Annotated in this window: 12 protein-coding genes; 7 read left to right on the forward strand and 5 right to left on the reverse strand. The window is 71.9% G+C overall.

Features of this window, described 5'->3' with window-relative positions; translation table 11 throughout:
- The first annotated feature begins 6 nt into the window (after window positions 1–6).
- The 5 genes from macS (at window position 7) to DDV73_RS25025 (ending at window position 3,831) form a co-directional block, all read left to right on the forward strand.
- Window positions 7–1,146: a MacS family sensor histidine kinase gene (gene macS / locus DDV73_RS25005; protein ID WP_240617468.1), complete on the forward strand. Its 1,140-nt coding sequence runs from the start codon at window positions 7–9 to the stop codon at window positions 1,144–1,146.
- A gap of 110 nt (window positions 1,147–1,256) precedes the next feature.
- Entirely contained in the window at window positions 1,257–1,808 is a 552-nt protein-coding gene (locus DDV73_RS25010) for a flavin reductase family protein (RefSeq protein WP_206051079.1), read from the forward strand.
- A 34-nt stretch (window positions 1,809–1,842) separates the two neighbouring features.
- Complete coding sequence (locus DDV73_RS25015; protein WP_109510012.1) at window positions 1,843–2,484, forward strand: response regulator; 642 nt, start codon at window positions 1,843–1,845, stop codon at window positions 2,482–2,484.
- On the forward strand, window positions 2,468–3,364 hold the full coding sequence (locus DDV73_RS25020) for an arylamine N-acetyltransferase family protein (protein ID WP_109509997.1): 897 nt from the start codon (window positions 2,468–2,470) through the stop codon (window positions 3,362–3,364). Before DDV73_RS25015 ends, DDV73_RS25020 begins: the two co-directional genes overlap by 17 nt.
- Window positions 3,361–3,831 carry a GNAT family N-acetyltransferase gene (locus tag DDV73_RS25025; protein ID WP_161962529.1) on the forward strand — a complete coding sequence of 157 codons (471 nt, stop codon included), beginning with the start codon at window positions 3,361–3,363 and terminating at the stop codon, window positions 3,829–3,831. Before DDV73_RS25020 ends, DDV73_RS25025 begins: the two co-directional genes overlap by 4 nt.
- Window positions 3,832–3,834: 3 nt before the next feature.
- Here DDV73_RS25025 and DDV73_RS25030 read toward each other — a convergent pair whose 3' ends face one another.
- Genes DDV73_RS25030 through DDV73_RS25045 form a run of 3 tightly spaced genes read right to left on the reverse strand, consistent with a single transcriptional unit; the run spans window position 3,835 to window position 7,918 of the window.
- On the reverse strand, window positions 3,835–5,502 hold the full coding sequence (locus tag DDV73_RS25030) for a PLL family lectin (protein WP_206051080.1): 1,668 nt from the start codon (window positions 5,500–5,502) through the stop codon (window positions 3,835–3,837).
- A gap of 17 nt (window positions 5,503–5,519) precedes the next feature.
- On the reverse strand, window positions 5,520–7,097 hold the full coding sequence (locus tag DDV73_RS28940) for a DUF8189 domain-containing protein (protein WP_206051081.1): 1,578 nt from the start codon (window positions 7,095–7,097) through the stop codon (window positions 5,520–5,522).
- Window positions 7,098–7,111: 14 nt separating this feature from the next.
- Window positions 7,112–7,918 carry a PE-PPE domain-containing protein gene (locus DDV73_RS25045; protein ID WP_206051082.1) on the reverse strand — a complete coding sequence of 269 codons (807 nt, stop codon included), beginning with the start codon at window positions 7,916–7,918 and terminating at the stop codon, window positions 7,112–7,114.
- A gap of 157 nt (window positions 7,919–8,075) precedes the next feature.
- Here DDV73_RS25045 and DDV73_RS25050 point away from each other — a divergent pair, with 157 nt between their 5' ends.
- Together DDV73_RS25050 and DDV73_RS25055 are read left to right on the forward strand one after the other, a co-directional pair.
- Window positions 8,076–10,550, forward strand: a complete 2,475-nt coding sequence (locus DDV73_RS25050) for an ATP-binding protein (RefSeq protein WP_161962530.1) — start codon at window positions 8,076–8,078, stop codon at window positions 10,548–10,550.
- A 21-nt stretch (window positions 10,551–10,571) separates the two neighbouring features.
- Window positions 10,572–11,468 (forward strand): hypothetical protein, encoded by an 897-nt coding sequence (locus DDV73_RS25055; protein WP_109510001.1) that lies wholly within the window; start codon window positions 10,572–10,574, stop codon window positions 11,466–11,468.
- Between the two features lie 3 nt (window positions 11,469–11,471).
- On the opposite strand, the gene DDV73_RS25060 is transcribed toward DDV73_RS25055, so the two are convergent.
- Both DDV73_RS25060 and DDV73_RS25065 read right to left on the reverse strand, forming a co-directional pair.
- A complete protein-coding gene (locus DDV73_RS25060) occupies window positions 11,472–12,560 on the reverse strand; it encodes a class I SAM-dependent methyltransferase (protein WP_109510002.1) in 1,089 nt (362 codons plus the stop codon).
- Window positions 12,561–13,073: 513 nt separating this feature from the next.
- Window positions 13,074–14,453: an IS1380 family transposase gene (locus DDV73_RS25065; protein WP_109510003.1), complete on the reverse strand. Its 1,380-nt coding sequence runs from the start codon at window positions 14,451–14,453 to the stop codon at window positions 13,074–13,076.
- Window positions 14,454–14,933 lie beyond the last annotated feature (480 nt).

Genomic DNA, 14,933 nt, shown 5'->3' on the forward strand with positions numbered 1-14,933 from the left:
CTGTCCGTGTCTGACACCAACTACTCCGCACCCGCCGCGATCGCGGTCGAGGACCGCCTGTACCGCGCGCTCGCCGTGCTCCGGGTCGTGGTCACCGTCAACGCGGTCGGGCTCAACATCTTCCGCCGCGACAACTTCGACCACCCCAATTGGGCGGTCGTGGTGATCGGCTGCATGCTGGCCTGGACCGCGTTCGCGATCTGGGCGTACGCCGAGCGCAGCCGGCGCGTCCTGGCTCTGCTGGTCGCCGACCTGGCGCTCGCCGCCACAGCCCTGCTGCTGACGCCGCTGGTCAAGGGCGAGGGTTTCAACGCGACGATCCCGGGCTACTGGGTGATGGTCGTGGTGCTCGCCTGGGCGCTGCACTGGCGCTGGGTCGGCGGACTGATCGCCAGCACGGTGATCACGGTCTCCGACGTCTCGATCCGGTCCGACTTCAGCCAGACCAACTACGGCAACCTGTTCCTGCTGATGATCGGCGGCCCGATCGTCGGCTACATGACCCAGCAGGTGCAGCGGATGGCGGTCGAGCGGGACCGGGCCGAGCGCGCGGCCGCCGCCGCGGACGAGCGGGCCCGGCTGGCACGCGTCGTACACGACGGCGTGCTGCAGGTGCTGGCGCTGGTGCAGCGACGCGGCGCCGAGATCGGCGGCGAGACCGCCGAGCTCGGCCGGCTCGCCGGCGAGCAGGAGGTGGCGCTGCGGACGTTGATCCGGCGGCACGACGCGGGGCTGCGCGAGCTGCCCGAAGCTGTCACCCTCGACCTCGCCGAGCAGCTGGACCTGCTCGAGGGACACCGCCCGCCGCACGTCAACGTCGCCACCCCCGGCACCAGCGTCGTCGTACCCGCTCACGTCGGTACCGAGCTGCTCGCCGTGGCCCGGGCCTGCCTCGACAACGTCGCCCGGCACGTCGGCGAGGACGCCTCGGCCTGGGTGCTGCTGGAGGACCTCGGCGACACCGTCGTGGTGACCGTCCGCGACGACGGGCCGGGTATCCCGAGCGGCCGACTCGAGCAGGCGGCGCGCGACGGCCGGCTGGGCGTGGCCGAGTCGATCCAGGGCCGAATGCGCGACCTCGGCGGCACCGCCGACCTCAGCACCGGCTCATTCGGGACAGAGTGGGAGCTCACCGTCCCGCGCTAACCCGCGACACGGCGCGTGAACACGGGCCGGGTCGGCGGTCTGAGGCGTCAACACCGGCCGGGTCGGCGGCCTGGGATGTGAAGGCGGGCCGGGTCGGCGAGACTATGCGGGTGAGCATCCACAGCGAGCACCCGTTCCTGGAGCCGGAGTCGAGCCGGGACCCGGGGCGCCGGCTCCGGGGGCGGGTCGGCGGGGTGGTGTCACTGTGGACCAGCGGGGTCGGCACCGCCCGTGCGGGGCTGACGGTCAGCAGCCTGATGGTGGCCGGCGGGGAGCCGTCGCGGGTGCTGGCGCTGCTCGACCCGGACTCCGACCTGTGCGAGGCGCTCGAGGAGACCAAACGCGCGGTCGTCCAGCTGCTCCGGTGGCCGCACCACCAGCTCGCCGACGTCTTCGCCGGGATCGCGCCGGCACCGGGCGGCGCGTTCAAGCAGGCCGAGTTCGAGCAGACCGAGTGGGGGCCGCGGCTGGCCAGTACGACGACCTGGGCCGGCGTCGTACTCGAGAAACTCAGCACCGCCGGCTGGTCGGCCCTGGTCACCTGCACGGTCGAGCACGTCGTGCTCGGCGAGGACCCCGACCCGCTGGTGCACCGGCGCGGCCGCTATCTGCCGCCCTCGCTTCCGTCGTCGCTGCCACCCTCGCCAGGGACCAGCGGATAGTCTGCAGCCCGTGAGCGAGAGTCCGATCAGGGTGATGGTGGTCGACGACCACCCGATGTGGCGCGACGCCGTGGAGCGCGACCTGCAGGCCGCCGGCCTGGAGGTGGTCGGTGTGGCCGCCAACGGGCAGGAGGCGCTGGCCCGGTTCCCCGCGGCGCGGCCCAACGTGGTGGTGCTCGACCTGCAGATCCCGGCGCCCAACGGGGTCGAGGTGACCGCCGAGATCGTCCGCCAGGACCCGAGCGTGCGGGTGCTGATCCTGTCCGCGAGCGGCGAGCAGTCCGACGTGCTCGACGCGGTCAAGGCGGGCGCGACCGGCTACCTGGTGAAGTCCGCGTCCCGCGAGGAGCTGCTCACGGCGGTACGCCGGGTCTCGCAGGGCGACACTGTCTTCACTCCTGGCCTCGCCGGGCTGGTGCTGGGGGAGTACCGGCGGCTGTCCGACGGCCCCGAGAAGACCGACGACGGCACCCCGCAGCTCACCGAGCGCGAGACCGAGGTGCTCAAGATGGTCGCCAAGGGGATGTCCTACAAGCAGATCGCCGAGCGGCTCGTGCTCTCCCACCGGACCGTCCAGAACCACGTCCAGAACACGCTGCGCAAGCTCCAGCTGCATAACCGCGTCCAGCTCACCCGCTACGCCATCGAGCAAGGCCTGGATGCGGACGACGACTGACCCCGCGCTGGCGGCGTACCTGCTCAGAATCGGGTACGACGAGCCGCCACCGCCCACGCTCGACCACCTCAGGGCGCTGCACCGTGCGCACCTGGAGCGGCTGGCCTACGACAACCTCGACATCCAGCTCGGCGCCCCGCCCGACGTCGATCCCGACGCCACCGTGGCCCGGATCGCCGACGGCGGCAGGGTCGGCTACTGCTTCCACCAGAACGGCGCGTTCGAGGTGCTCCTCGCCTCCCTGGGGTACGCCGTCACCCGGCGCCACGGCCACGTCTCGCCGACCGACTCCAAGCCGGACGGCGGGCTGAACCACCTGGTGCTGGTCGTCTCGAAGCTGCCGACAGAGGAGAACCCGGGCGGCCACTGGTGGGTCGACGTCGGCCTGGGCGACGGCTTCGCTGAGCCGCTGCGGCTGATGCGCGGCGAGCACGAGGAGGCCGGTTTCCGCTACGAGATCGGCGCGGCCTTCGGCAGCCAGGCAAGCGGGAGACCCCACGGTCCCGCTGCCTGGACGTTCAAGCACCACCCGGCCGGCTCGTTCCACGGCGTTGTGGTCACCGAGAAGCCGGCCGACCGGGCGACGGTCGCGGCAGCCCACACGGTGCTCTCGACCAGCCCGCAGTCGGGGTTCGTGAAGCTGCTCGCCGTGCTCCGGCGCGACGCAACCGGCGTGGAGATCCTGCGCGGCTGCGTGCTGTCCCGGATGCAGGCCGACGGTACGACGGCCCAGGACGTCACGGCGTACCCGGAGTGGCGGGCGGCGCTCGCCGACGGTCTCCGGCTCTCGCTGCAGGGTGTCGACGACGACGCGCTCCGGGCGCTGTGGGATCGCACCCGCGCCAAGCACGAGGCCTGGACGGAGGCCGGCCGGCCGTGACCGGCTGGCGGCGCGCGACCGACGCCGACGCGCCGGCGCTCACCGAGCTGGAGCGGGCCGCCAACCTGGCTGCGCTCGGCCACGTCTTCCCGCCGGAGCGGTACCCGTTCCCGGCCGACGACGTACTGGCACGCTGGCACCTGGTGCTGGCCGACCCGGACGCCGAGACCTGGCTGGCCGGCGGCGCGAAGCCGGTGGCGTTCGTGGCCTACGACAGCTCCACGCTGCGCCACCTCGCCGTACACCCCGACGCGTGGGGGACCGGCCTGGCCCGAGCGGCGGCGGAGATGGCGACCGCCGCGATCAGGGGCCGCGGCGCCGACCTCGCCGAGCTCTGGTGCCTGGTCGACAACACCCGTGCCCGCGGCCTCTACGAACACCTCGGCTGGGTAGCGACCGCGGACCGTCAGGAGGCGCCGTGGGCGCCGCACCCAGCCGAGATGCGGTACACACTGAAGCTCAGCTGACCCTCAGCTGATTCCGGGGCCCGCGTCGTTCAGCCAGGCCCAGTCCGACCAGCTGGTGGCGCCGGTCTGCCACTTGTGGAACACGCCGGAGCCGCTGGTGGCGATCACCTCGATCCGGCCGTCGCGGTTGTGGGTCGCGGTGATCTCGGTGCCGCCGGTGCCGAACGTCTCCCAGGCCGAGTACGGCGCGTTCGGGTTCGTCTGCCAGCTGTGCGCGGCGGTGCTGCCGTTGATCGCGAACACCTCGACCCGGCCGTCGGGGCTGCGGTCGCTGGTCAGCTCGGCGTTGGCTGGTCCGTTGCTGAGCCCGTTGCTGCCGGCGGGGCCGGTGCCCTCCCAGCCGGACCACGACGACGCGCCGGTCTGGTACTTGTGGAAGACACCGTTGGCGTTCGATGCGAAGACCTCCAGCCGGCCGTCGGCGTTGCGGTCCACGGTCAGGTCGCGGCCGCCCGTGCCGAAGCCGGTCCAGCCGGACCAGCCGCCGTTGGGTGCGGTCTGCCACTTGTGCTCGAACGTGCTGCCGCTGAGCGCGAACACCTCCAGCCGGCCGTCCGGCGCGGACTCGATGGCGAGCTGGGCGTTCGCCGGGCCGCCACCGGTGCCTTCCCAGCCGGACCAGCCGCCGTCGACCGGCGCCTGGTAGCGGTGGAAGATCCCGTCAGGTCCGGAGGCGAAGACCTCGATCCGGCCGTCGGCGTTGAAGCCGGCGGCGACGTCGGTACCACCACCACCGAAGTTGTGCCAGCCGGACCAGCCGGCAGAGGGCGCGGTCTGCCAGATGTGGTTGAAGGTCTGGCCGTTGATCGCGAACAGCTCCAGGCGGCCGTCGGCGCTGGGGGCGATGGCGAGCTGGGCGTTCTTGGGCCCGCCGATGAGCTCCCAGCGCGACCACTCGCCGTTGACGCGGGTCTGCCAGGCGTGCCAGACGCCGTCCGCGCCGGCGGCGAAGGTCTCCAGCCGGCCGTCCGCGGACTGCGCGGAGACCACCCGGCCCGACTCCTGCGACGATGAGGGCCGGCCCATGCCGACGTTCCACAGCCGGTCGACGATCTTGATCGCGTCGTTGGCCTCGACGGCGTACCGGTAGCGGTACTGGTCAGCCGGCCGCTGTACGTCGGCCGCGACCTCGCCGATCGGGGCGGTGTTCCACGAGCCGTTCGGGTAGAAGCGCTCCATCGCCCGCAGGAACGAGCCGGTTGCGTAGACCGCGTCCCGGCACTGTTCCACGGTGCCCCACTCACCGACCGAGGGCCGCTGCTGGAACAGCCCGACCGAGTCGTGGTCGACCGCGTCGTACAGGTTGTCGATGCTGGACTCCACGATCACCGTGGCGATCGCGATGGCCGCCGCGCGGGGGTTGAAGCCGCGGGCCCTGACCGTCTGGATCACGGTGCGCGCACACGAGATCCGGTAGGCGTTGAGATGGCCGGCCATCTTGTTCTGCAGCTGCGGGTTGAGCTGGTTGGCGATCTCGCCGTCGGCGGCCGACGGCCCGGCCGGGTCGCACGGCCCCACCCTGGCGTTGAGGCCCAGCCGCTCCTGAGGCCAGATCTCGTTCGGGTCCTGCTTCCGCTCGGCGGCAGCCGTGGGGCTGCCGCCGACGAGGGTGGCGGTGAGGGCGAGGATCGTACCCGTGGCGACCGAGATCCGCGTGGTGGGCTTGCGCATCGGAAGAGTCCTCTCCCTCAGTTGACGGCCGGGCCGGCGTCGTTGAGCCAGCCCCAGTCGGACCAGCTGGAGGCGCCGGTCTGCCACCGGTGGAACACACCGGAGCCGCTGGTGGCGATCACCTCGATCCGGCCGTCGCGGTTGTGGGTGGTGGTGAGGTCGGTGCCTCCGGTGCCGAAGCCGTCCCAGCCGGAGAACGCCTGGTTCGGCCCGGTCTGCCAGGCGTGGGTCGCGGTGCTGCCGTTGACGGCGAACACCTCGATCCGGCCGTCGGGGCTGCGGTCGGTGGACAGCTCGGCGTTGGCCGGGCCATTGCTACCCGCGGGACCGGTGCCCTCCCAGCCGGACCAGGACGACGCACCGGTCTGCCACTTGTGGAAGACCCCGCCCGGTCCCGAGGCGAAGACCTCGATCCGGCCGTCCGCGTTCCGGTCGGTGGTCAGGTCCCGGCCACCGCCGCCGAAGTTGTGCCAGGTCGACCAGCCGCCGTTGGGCGCGGTCTGCCACAGGTGGTCGAAGGTCTGCCCGTTCAGCGCGAACACCTCGAGCCGGCCGTCGCCGCCCAGCTCCAGGGCCAGCCGGGCGTTGGCCGGTCCGTTGTAGCCGGTGCCGGTGCCCTCCCACTCGGACCAGCCGTCCGGGTCCTGCCAGCGGTGGAACACGCCGCTGCCGTTGGACGCGAAGACCTCGACCCGGCCGTCGGCGTTGCTGCCGGTGGCCAGGTCGTAGCCGCCGGTGCCGAAGTTCGCCCAGCCGGACCAGCCGGCCGAGGGCGCGGTCTGCCAGATGTGGTCGAGGGTCTGGCCGTTCAGCGCGAAGAGCTCCAGGCGGCCGTCCCGGTTCGGCGCCAGCGCCAGCTCGGCGTTCTTGGGCCCACCGATGAGCTCCCACCGGGACCACTCGCCGTTCACCCGGGTCTGCCAGGCGTGGTGTACGCCGTCGGCACCGGCCGCGAACGCCTCCAGCCGGCCGTCGGCCGACTGCATCGAGACCACCCGGCCGGACTCCCACGACGACATCGGCCGCGCGGTGCCGCCGTCGATGACCTTCTTGTAGCGATACGGCTTGGCCACGAAGCTGCCGACGGTGTAGTTGATCGGCCGCTCGTACCGGACCGCACCCGCCCCGCCCATCTCCTCCATGGTGAAGAAGCGGGTGTGCTGGGCGTTGGCCCAGCCCGTGAACAGCACGACGTGCCCAGCGGCGCCACCGGTCCCCGGACCGAGCGTGCCGACCACGTCACCCGGCTGCAGGTCCTCCCAGCCGATCGGGTCGAGGAACTCCGGGAGCGACACGGTGTTCGGCGACCAGGACAGGTGCAGCGCCATCGACACGAACCCGGAGCAGTCGGTGCGGTACAGCTTCCCCTGCTGGTCCGGGTGCTGCCCCTCCATGTCGTAGGGCACGTTCTGGTCCACCCAGAACTGGGCGCGGCTGAGGATCTCGGCGCGCGTGATCGGGCCGTCGACGACGGAGTCGGCGCGGGCGGCCGGCGCGGTGGCGACGGTCGCTGGGAGCCCGGCCGCGGTGGCGACGAGCAGCAGGGCGAGGCCGCGGAGCAGGAGACGGAGCCGGAGACGGAGGCCGGTGTTCATGTGGTGGAGCCTCCTCAGGCCGGGTACGGCGGCCGGCAGTTCTGGCGGCCGAGCCGGTAGGCGTTGTTGATGTAGACGCCGTCGGCGATCGAGTCGCCCATGATCGACCGGTGGTCGGTCGGCCGGTCCCACTGGTAGCACCAGTGCTGGGCGAAGTAGCCGCCCAGTCCCTGGCCCCACGGCGCGTCGAAGTTGCAGATGCCGTCGGTGTCGATGCAGTACCGGATGTACGGGATCCCACCGAAGTCGGCGCGGCCCGGGCCGGGGGAGACCCAGCCGGTGAACGGGACACCCATGCCGGCCGGGATCACGGCCCCGATCCCAGCACCTGCCGGACCCGCCGGCTGCATCGGGTCGGCGTACAGCTTGGCCCGGAACCGTGACTTGTCGACGCCGGGCACCCGGCCGTCGGCGATGTCGTTCAGGACCAGGTTGGCGGGGATCGCGCCCTGCGAGTAGCCGACGATGACGTACGTCGCGTCGGGGTGCCAGTTGTCGCGGATCAGCCGGATTGCGTTCTGGCGGCCGATCTCCACGCTCTGGTTCATCGGCGTCTGGTCGCAGTTCGGCAGGCCCTGGCCACCGGCCGGGTAGTGCACGCGCAGCGGGATCCCGCCGCGCAGCCACTCGTTGCGGTAGACGGTGGCGGCGCCGTCGCAGGTGCCGCCGATCAGGACGTAGTAGGTGGCTCCCCCGACTGCTGAGCCCGCCGAGCCCGCTGCGGCCGGCGATGCGGAGCTGACGGCGCCCGGTACGGCCGTCGCCGCCGCGGCCATGGTGAGCGCGAGACTGCGGATGACTCGTCTTGGACTGCGGACCATCTCGTGGATCCTCCCGAGTAGGAGCTTCCCGGCAATACCGTGGACGGCATCCCGGCGTACGTTGGGTAGCGCATCACGACGCGGCGTTTCGCGATGCGAAGTCTGGAAAGTCTGGAATCAGGAAGGTCCGGACAAACCGCTCGGGAGGACCCACGTAGTGAAAGGCGAGAACGTCGCCGCGAACGCACCCGCAGCATTGCCTGTGGTCACGGCGGAGGACCTAGGCCGCGAGCTCAAACGCTGGCTGCGGCACGGCGAGAACCGCCGGCTCAAGGTGGCCGCCCTCGCCAAGCGCCTGGAGATGTCGCAGAGCACGCTGTACGCCTATCTCGCCGGCACCACGCTCCCGGCGACCGAGGTGCTCGACGACCTGCTGCGCGAGCTCGGCGTACCCACCGACGTGCAGCGACGGCTGGCGACCGCCCGCGACGCCCTGCACCGCGACCGGCGGCGCACCAAGGAGTCGGTCGAGCCGACGCCGGTCTCGGTCCCGCGAGAGCTGCCTGCCGACCCTTCGGGCTTCTCCGGCCGTGAGGCCGAGATCGAGGCGCTGGACCGGGCGTTCTCGGCGTACGACGACCACAGCTCGCCGGTCGGCATCAGCGTGATCGCCGGGATCGCGGGCGTCGGCAAGACCGCGCTGGCGGTCCGGTGGGCGCGGCGGCTCAGCAACCGGTTCCCGGACGGCTGCCTCTACCTCGACCTGCTCGGCTTCTCGCCCGGCGAGCCGCGGGATCCCGCGGAGGCGCTGGCCAGGTTCCTGCGGGCCCTGGGCGCCGGCGACGACGTGCCCGACGACCTCGACGAGCGTGCCAGCCGCTTCCGCAGCCGGGCTGCCGGCAAGCGGCTGCTGGTGGTCCTCGACAACGCGCTGGACGTCGAGCAGGTGCGGCCGCTGCTGCCGGCGAGCCCGGAGAGCTTCGTGGTGGTCACCAGCCGCTCGGACCTGCCCGGGCTGCGAGTCCACCCGGGCGCGCACCTGGTGAGCCTCGGCCCGCTCGCTCCCGAGGACGGGATGCGGCTGCTGACCGCGCAGCTGCCGGACGGGCCGGTCGGGCTCGCGGGCTCCACCGGGTCGGCGCGGACCCTGGTCGACCGGTGCGGCGGGCTGCCGCTGGCGCTGCGGATCGTCGCCGCCCAGGCGCAGCTCGGCGCTGGCGCACTCGACGAGCTCGCGGCCGACCTGACCTCGGGCGCCGGGCTCGACCTGTTCGACGTCGGCGATCCGGCGACCTCGGTCCGCGGGGTCTTCTCGTGGTCCGAGCGCCGGCTTCCGGCGGCGGCCGACGCGGCGTTCCGACTGCTGGGGGTGCCGCCGGTCCAGCAGCTCGACCTGTACGCCGCCACCGCCCTGCTCGGCACCGGCGTCGACAGTGCCCGCGGCGAGCTCGACGAGCTGGTCCGGGCCCACTTGATGCGCCGCCTCGACGGGGTCCGGTTCAGCATGCACGACCTGCTGCGCGAGCACGCCCGCGAGCGCGCGGAGGCCGAGCTGCCCGAGGTCGAGCGCGACGCCGCGATGGTCCGGCTGGTCCGGTACTGGATCGACGCCGGCGGGCAGGTGATGGACATCCTGCACCCGCCGTACGGACCGGCCGCCGACCCCGGCGACACCGCGGCCCTGCCGCCCGTCCGGTCCACCGCGGACGCTCACGCCTGGGTGGACGCCGAGTGGGAGAACCTGCTCGCCGCCGTGGCGTACACCGAGCTGCGCGGCTGGCACGAGCTGACCATCGGTCTGGCCCAGGTGGTACGCCGCCACGTCGACCAGGCCGGCCGCTACCTCGACGCCGTGGTCGTCCTCGGGGCGGCGCTGCGGGCCGGGCACGCGACCGGCGACCGGGTCGCCGAGGCGAGCGCGCACCGCGACCTCGGTGTCGCCTACCTGCGCCTGGGCCGCCACGACGACGCGGTCGAGCAGTACCGGAAGGCGCTCGAGATCTGCCACACCGAGGGCGACGTCAACGGCGAGGCCGGCACCCTCAACAACCTCGGCAACTTCTACGAGCGCCTCGGCCGCTACGACGACGCGATCGAGCAGTACACCCTGGCGCTGCCGCTGGCACGCACCCTCGACCACCGCTCGGGTGAGGCGACCGTGCTCGGCAACCTCGCGGTGTGCAACAGCCGGCTCGGTCACTACGACCAGGCGCTGGCGCTGTCACAGGAGGCGCTGGAGCTGTTCTGGAACGCCGGCGACGGTGGCGGCTCGGCGCGCACACTCGGCAACATCGGCGAGATCCAGCGCGCGTCCGGGGCGCACGGCGAAGCGCTGCTCACCCTGGACGAGGCGCTCACCGCCGCCCGCGATGTCGGCGCGCTCGGGATCGAGACCGAGATCCTGAACACGCTGGGGGAGACCCACCTCGAGCGCGGGTCGGCGGCGGACGCGCTCGCCTCCCACCAGGCGGCACTGACCGTCGCCGGCGAGATCGCCGACCGCTACGAGCAGGCCCGCGCGCTCGAGGGCAGCGGACACGTCCGGGAGCGGATGGGCGAGCGACACCTGAGCCGGGCGCTCTGGCAGGAGGCGCTCACCATCTACAGCAGCCTCGGGCTCCCGGAGGCCGGCCGGGTCCGGGCGCTGCTCGACCACGCCGACGGCACGGCTCGGCTGACCAGTCTGGCGTGACGCCCGCCCTATGCTCGGGGAATGCCGAACGACCCACTTCTTGACGCCGCGGACCGGCTTTACGGCCTGCCGATGGCGGAGTTCACGCCGGCGCGCGATGCGCTGGCCAAGGAGCTCAAGGGGACCGACAAGGACCTCTCGGCGCGGGTGAAGGCGCTGAAGAAGCCGTCGGTCGCCGGGTGGGTGGTCAACCTGTTGGTACGCCGTGAACAGGAGCAGGTCGAGCAGGTGCTGGCCGTCGGTGAGGCGCTCCGCGAGGCGCAGGCCAAGCTGGAGGGCGAGGAGCTCCGAGCGCTCACCCGGCAGCGCCGCCAGCTGACCTCGGCGGTCACCGCGCGGGCCAGGGCGGTCGCCAAGGAGGCGGGCCAGCGGATCACGGACGCGGTCGCCGACCAGGTCGAGGCGACCCTCACCGCTGCGATGCTCGACGAGGGCGCCGCGGCGGCGGTACGCAGCGGCCTGCTGACCGGTGCCCTGTCCGCGACCGGCGTCGACGCGGTCGACGTCTCCGCGGTCCTAGCCGTCCCGGAGGCGGCCGGCTTCGCTGCCTCGGCCACGGCGGCGCCCGAGGTCGACGCGCGGCCCGAGCTGCACGTCGTACCCGATCCGGACGCCGACGAGAAGGCCCGCCGTGCCGCCGAGGAGCGGCTCGCCGCGACCGAGGCCGAGCTGACCAAGGCCCAGGAAGCGGCCGATGCCGCGGCGGCGGAGGTCAAGGACCTGGAGGCGAAGAGCATGCAGATCACCTCCGAGATCGACGAGCTCAAGCGCCGGCTGGCCGAGCTCGACGACAACCTGGACCAGGTCGACGAGGAGCTCGCCGACGCGGAGGACGTGTACGCCGAGGCGCGGGCCACCGCGTCGACGGCCACCAAGGCTCGCGACGCCGCCGCCCGCGCCCTCGACAAGCTGAGCTAGGTCTCAGGCCCGGCAGACGTAGTAGTAGTTGAAAGGGTCGTGCTCGACCTCGTGCACGTCGACCTGGCCGAACCCGGCCGCGGCCAGCATCTGGCTGGCCAGCTGCCGGCCCCACACCGTGCCGAGGCCGTCGCCGTCGAGGCCGAGGGACACGGTCATGCAATGCAGCACCGAGAACGTGTAGAGCGCGGGGGCCAGCGGGTGGCCGACGTTGTCCTCGACGTTGCTGGACGCCTTGATGTCGACCATCAGGAAGGTGCCGTCGGGCCGCAGCGCACGCGAGACGCCGGCGAGCACCTGGCCGGGGTGGGCCTGGTCGTGGATCGCGTCGAAGGCGGTGACCAGGTCGTACGTCGCCGTACGGTCGAGGGTGGCGACGTCGCATACCTCGAACTGCGCGTTGTCGAGCCCGAGTGAGGTCGCCTCGGCGCGGGCCCGCTCGATGGCGACGGGGGAGAAGTCGAGGCCGGTGAACCGGCTCGCCGGGTAGGCCGCGGCCAGCACGTTGATCGCGTGCCCGCTCCCGCAACCGACGTCGGCGACGTCGATACCCGCGGTGAGCTTGGCGTCGAGTCCGTCCACGAGCGGGAGCACGACGTCGAGGAGGGTGGCGTCGACCGTGGCCCGGCTGTCGGCGTCCATCAGGGCGTGGAAGCGCGGGTAGTGGTCGTAGGTGAGGCCGCCGCCGTTGCGGAAGCAGGCCACGATGTCCTGCTCGACCTCGGCCAGCATCGGCACGAACTGCAGGGTCTGGGCCAGGTTGTTCGGACCGGCTGCGGTGGTCAGCCAGGCTGCGTGCTCGGGCGGCAGGAAGTAGCGGTCGGACTCGGCGTCGTACCTGACCATGCGGGCGACGGTCATGCCGCCGAGCCACTCGCGGACGTAGCGCTCGTTCAGCCCGGCGTGCTCGGCGAGCTCGGTGCTGGTCACCAGCCCGGTCGCCGCGAGCGCGTCGAACAGCCCGGTCTGGTGACCGATGCTGGTGAGCAGTGCGGCACAGGCCTCGTTCAGCATGCCGGCCATCCGGTCGCCGAAGGCCTCCATCGCGGCGGCATTAGGCTCGGTCTCGGTGCGGTTCTCGACTGTGGTCATGCCCCGAGCCTGCCGGGTCCGGCCAACGAGCGCATCGACCGAATGTTGTGGATGACGCGCTCGCTCATGGTCCGAAAGTTGTACGCCGCCACCCGGGCATGCCACCAGCCCCGCACGCGGCGGGCCAGGGGCGGGGGAGCTAATGGTCTGACGGTCGCGACGTGCCGGTGTGGTCGCGTTGGTTGGCGAGTCCGTGGGGTGAGGTCCAGTGGTAGGTGCCGTCCCGGTTTCGGTGGTAGCGCCAGCCGGCGTGGGTTTTGAGCCGGTGGTGGCGTCGGCACAGGGGCGCGAGGTTGTGGGTCGTGTGGTCGATCCATCGGCGAACGCCTCCCGCGGAGCCCGCGGGCGCTGCGGCGGCGCGTCGCGCGCCTGAGCCCTGATCCACCGACGTTGATTTCGGATTGATTCAGCGGTTGTTGAAGGCTGGCGATTTCATTGAGCGCAGGAGTGAGGTGCCGGTCTGTCCGGCTTTTCCACTTCGGGTCCTTGGTTGCGCCGCTGGGGGCTGGGTGGTCAGGTCGCTGTGGGTGGGGGTGGGCCGGTCGCGACGGCGTGCAGCATGTCCCAGTTTTGGGCCCAGGGCCACTGGGTCGGCAGGTGCAGGACCAGGCGGCGGCCGGTGGTGGCGATCCGGGCCGGGATGTTGATGATCTTGCGGCGCAAGGTCGCCCACCGGGCCTTGGCCAGGCCAGCTGCGATGGCGGCGGCACGAGCGAGGTTGAACGCGATCACCGCGCAGGCTACCCAGGCGGCGTTGGCCGCGTACTTCCCGGACGGCAGGTGTGCCAGCGGTCCGTCCTTGAGCTCGGCGATGACCTGCTCGACGATCGCATGGTCGCGGTGCCGCTGGTCGGCCTCGACCATGTCCAGGGTCGAGTTCGTTACGAACCCGTGGTGCCGGTAGGTCGCGAACAGCTCGCCCTGCTCGGTGCCATCGCTGGCCAGCGGCTGGAGCCGTTTGACCCGCCGCACGACCAGTCGACAGTCCACGTGCTCGGACTTGCGGCGGCCAGTGAACGCAGTGAAGGACACCTCGGTGACCTCAGCATCAGAGACCCAGCGCTGCTCGGCCTGGTCGAAGACCGCGTTGGGGTACTTGATCGGCTGCCACGCAGTTTCGTCGATGTTGGCGATCGCGGCGACCACGCTCGGGGTCATCCGGGCGGTCACCGAGAACCACGCCTTCGCACGGATCGCGGCCCCGACGAACGCCCACCCGTAATAAGCCGAGTCGGCTCGTGCGAGGACCTGTCCCTTCACCCCCGCGGCCCGTGCGGTAGCGATGGCCTCGGCCAGCAACCGGCCAGCGCCCTTCGCCGATGCGGTGTTGCCCTTGCGCAGCCGGGCCCGGGCGATCACCGGCGCCGCGGTCGGCGTCGAGACGGTGGCGAGCTGGATGTTCAGACCCCGGACCTTCGAGTAGCCGTAGGCCGCGGCCTGTTTGGCATAGCCGTGGACCTCCCGGATCGTGTCATCGACATCAACCAACGCGATCCCATCGGTGGTGTCTGCACCCGCGATCAGCCCCGGCACCCGCCCCGCGAGCCCGGCCAGCAGCCGGCCGCCGACCGCATCGAGCTGCTGCACGTGGCCGTGGGTGAACGTGCGCAGGAACGTGCCCAGCGTCGAGGGCGCCCGCACCCCGCCGAACAACCGGCCCATCCCACCATGCCGGAGCAGATCCAGCTCATCGATCGAGTCCGCCCCAGCCAGCATCCCGCCGACCACACAGGCGGTCTTCGCTGTCGCGTTGGGCGAGTCGAGACTCAACTGCTCAGCGAGAAGGTCGTACAACCCAGCGGACTCAGCCAGCCGCAAACCTGGGACCAGGCCCGCGACAGACACCAGGTTCGGATCATCGAAACTCGGCCGGATCGTGTGAGAGGCTTTCACTTACGAGGTGTCCCTTGCTCGGCGCGGAATCGTGTGTGTGGTAACTCCGATTCTTCCGCCCAGCAAGGGCATTCTCGTCCTACGCCACGCTCAGCCTGCCGCCCTCATTCGTGGATCAGGGCTGAGGTCCGCTGTTGGTAGCGCGCCGTACGCGCGCGCCGCGGCCAAGCCGCGTGACGCTGCCCGCGGGCTCCACGGGAGGCGTCCGCAGGCCGTTGCTATCTGCGGGCGGTCGGGATTGGCGCGTAGGTGGCGGATCTGGTCGGGAAGCAGTAGTCGGTCGCCTTTCTCCAGCCGCGCCACCTCTGCGTCTGTGTCGTTTCCGCTGATCGCTGTGTCGGTGAGGTGGACGTGGAGCACGACTTGGCGGGTCTTGGTGGCCTCGCTGGTGGTGAGGTCGAGTCCGAGCTGGGTGCGGGCCAGGTCGCCGAGGGCGAGGGCGCGGCGTACGTCGAGTGTCTCGGGGCAGCCGAGGTCCTT

This window comes from Nocardioides speluncae, from assembly GCF_003121585.1.
GTDB lineage: Bacteria > Actinomycetota > Actinomycetes > Propionibacteriales > Nocardioidaceae > Nocardioides > Nocardioides speluncae.

Excerpts from the sequence above, each read along its gene's own strand:
- DDV73_RS25045 (WP_206051082.1), bottom strand. The coding sequence starts at position 7,918 with ATGGTCCGCAGTCCAAGACGAGTCATCCGCAGTCTCGCGCTCACCATG.
- DDV73_RS25015 (WP_109510012.1), top strand. The coding sequence starts at position 1,843 with ATGGTGGTCGACGACCACCCGATGTGGCGCGACGCCGTGGAGCGCGAC.
- DDV73_RS25060 (WP_109510002.1), bottom strand. The coding sequence starts at position 12,560 with ATGACCACAGTCGAGAACCGCACCGAGACCGAGCCTAATGCCGCCGCG.
- DDV73_RS25030 (WP_206051080.1), bottom strand. The coding sequence starts at position 5,502 with ATGCGCAAGCCCACCACGCGGATCTCGGTCGCCACGGGTACGATCCTC.
- DDV73_RS25020 (WP_109509997.1), top strand. The coding sequence starts at position 2,468 with ATGCGGACGACGACTGACCCCGCGCTGGCGGCGTACCTGCTCAGAATC.
- DDV73_RS28940 (WP_206051081.1), bottom strand. The coding sequence starts at position 7,097 with ATGAACACCGGCCTCCGTCTCCGGCTCCGTCTCCTGCTCCGCGGCCTC.
- DDV73_RS25055 (WP_109510001.1), top strand. The coding sequence starts at position 10,572 with ATGCCGAACGACCCACTTCTTGACGCCGCGGACCGGCTTTACGGCCTG.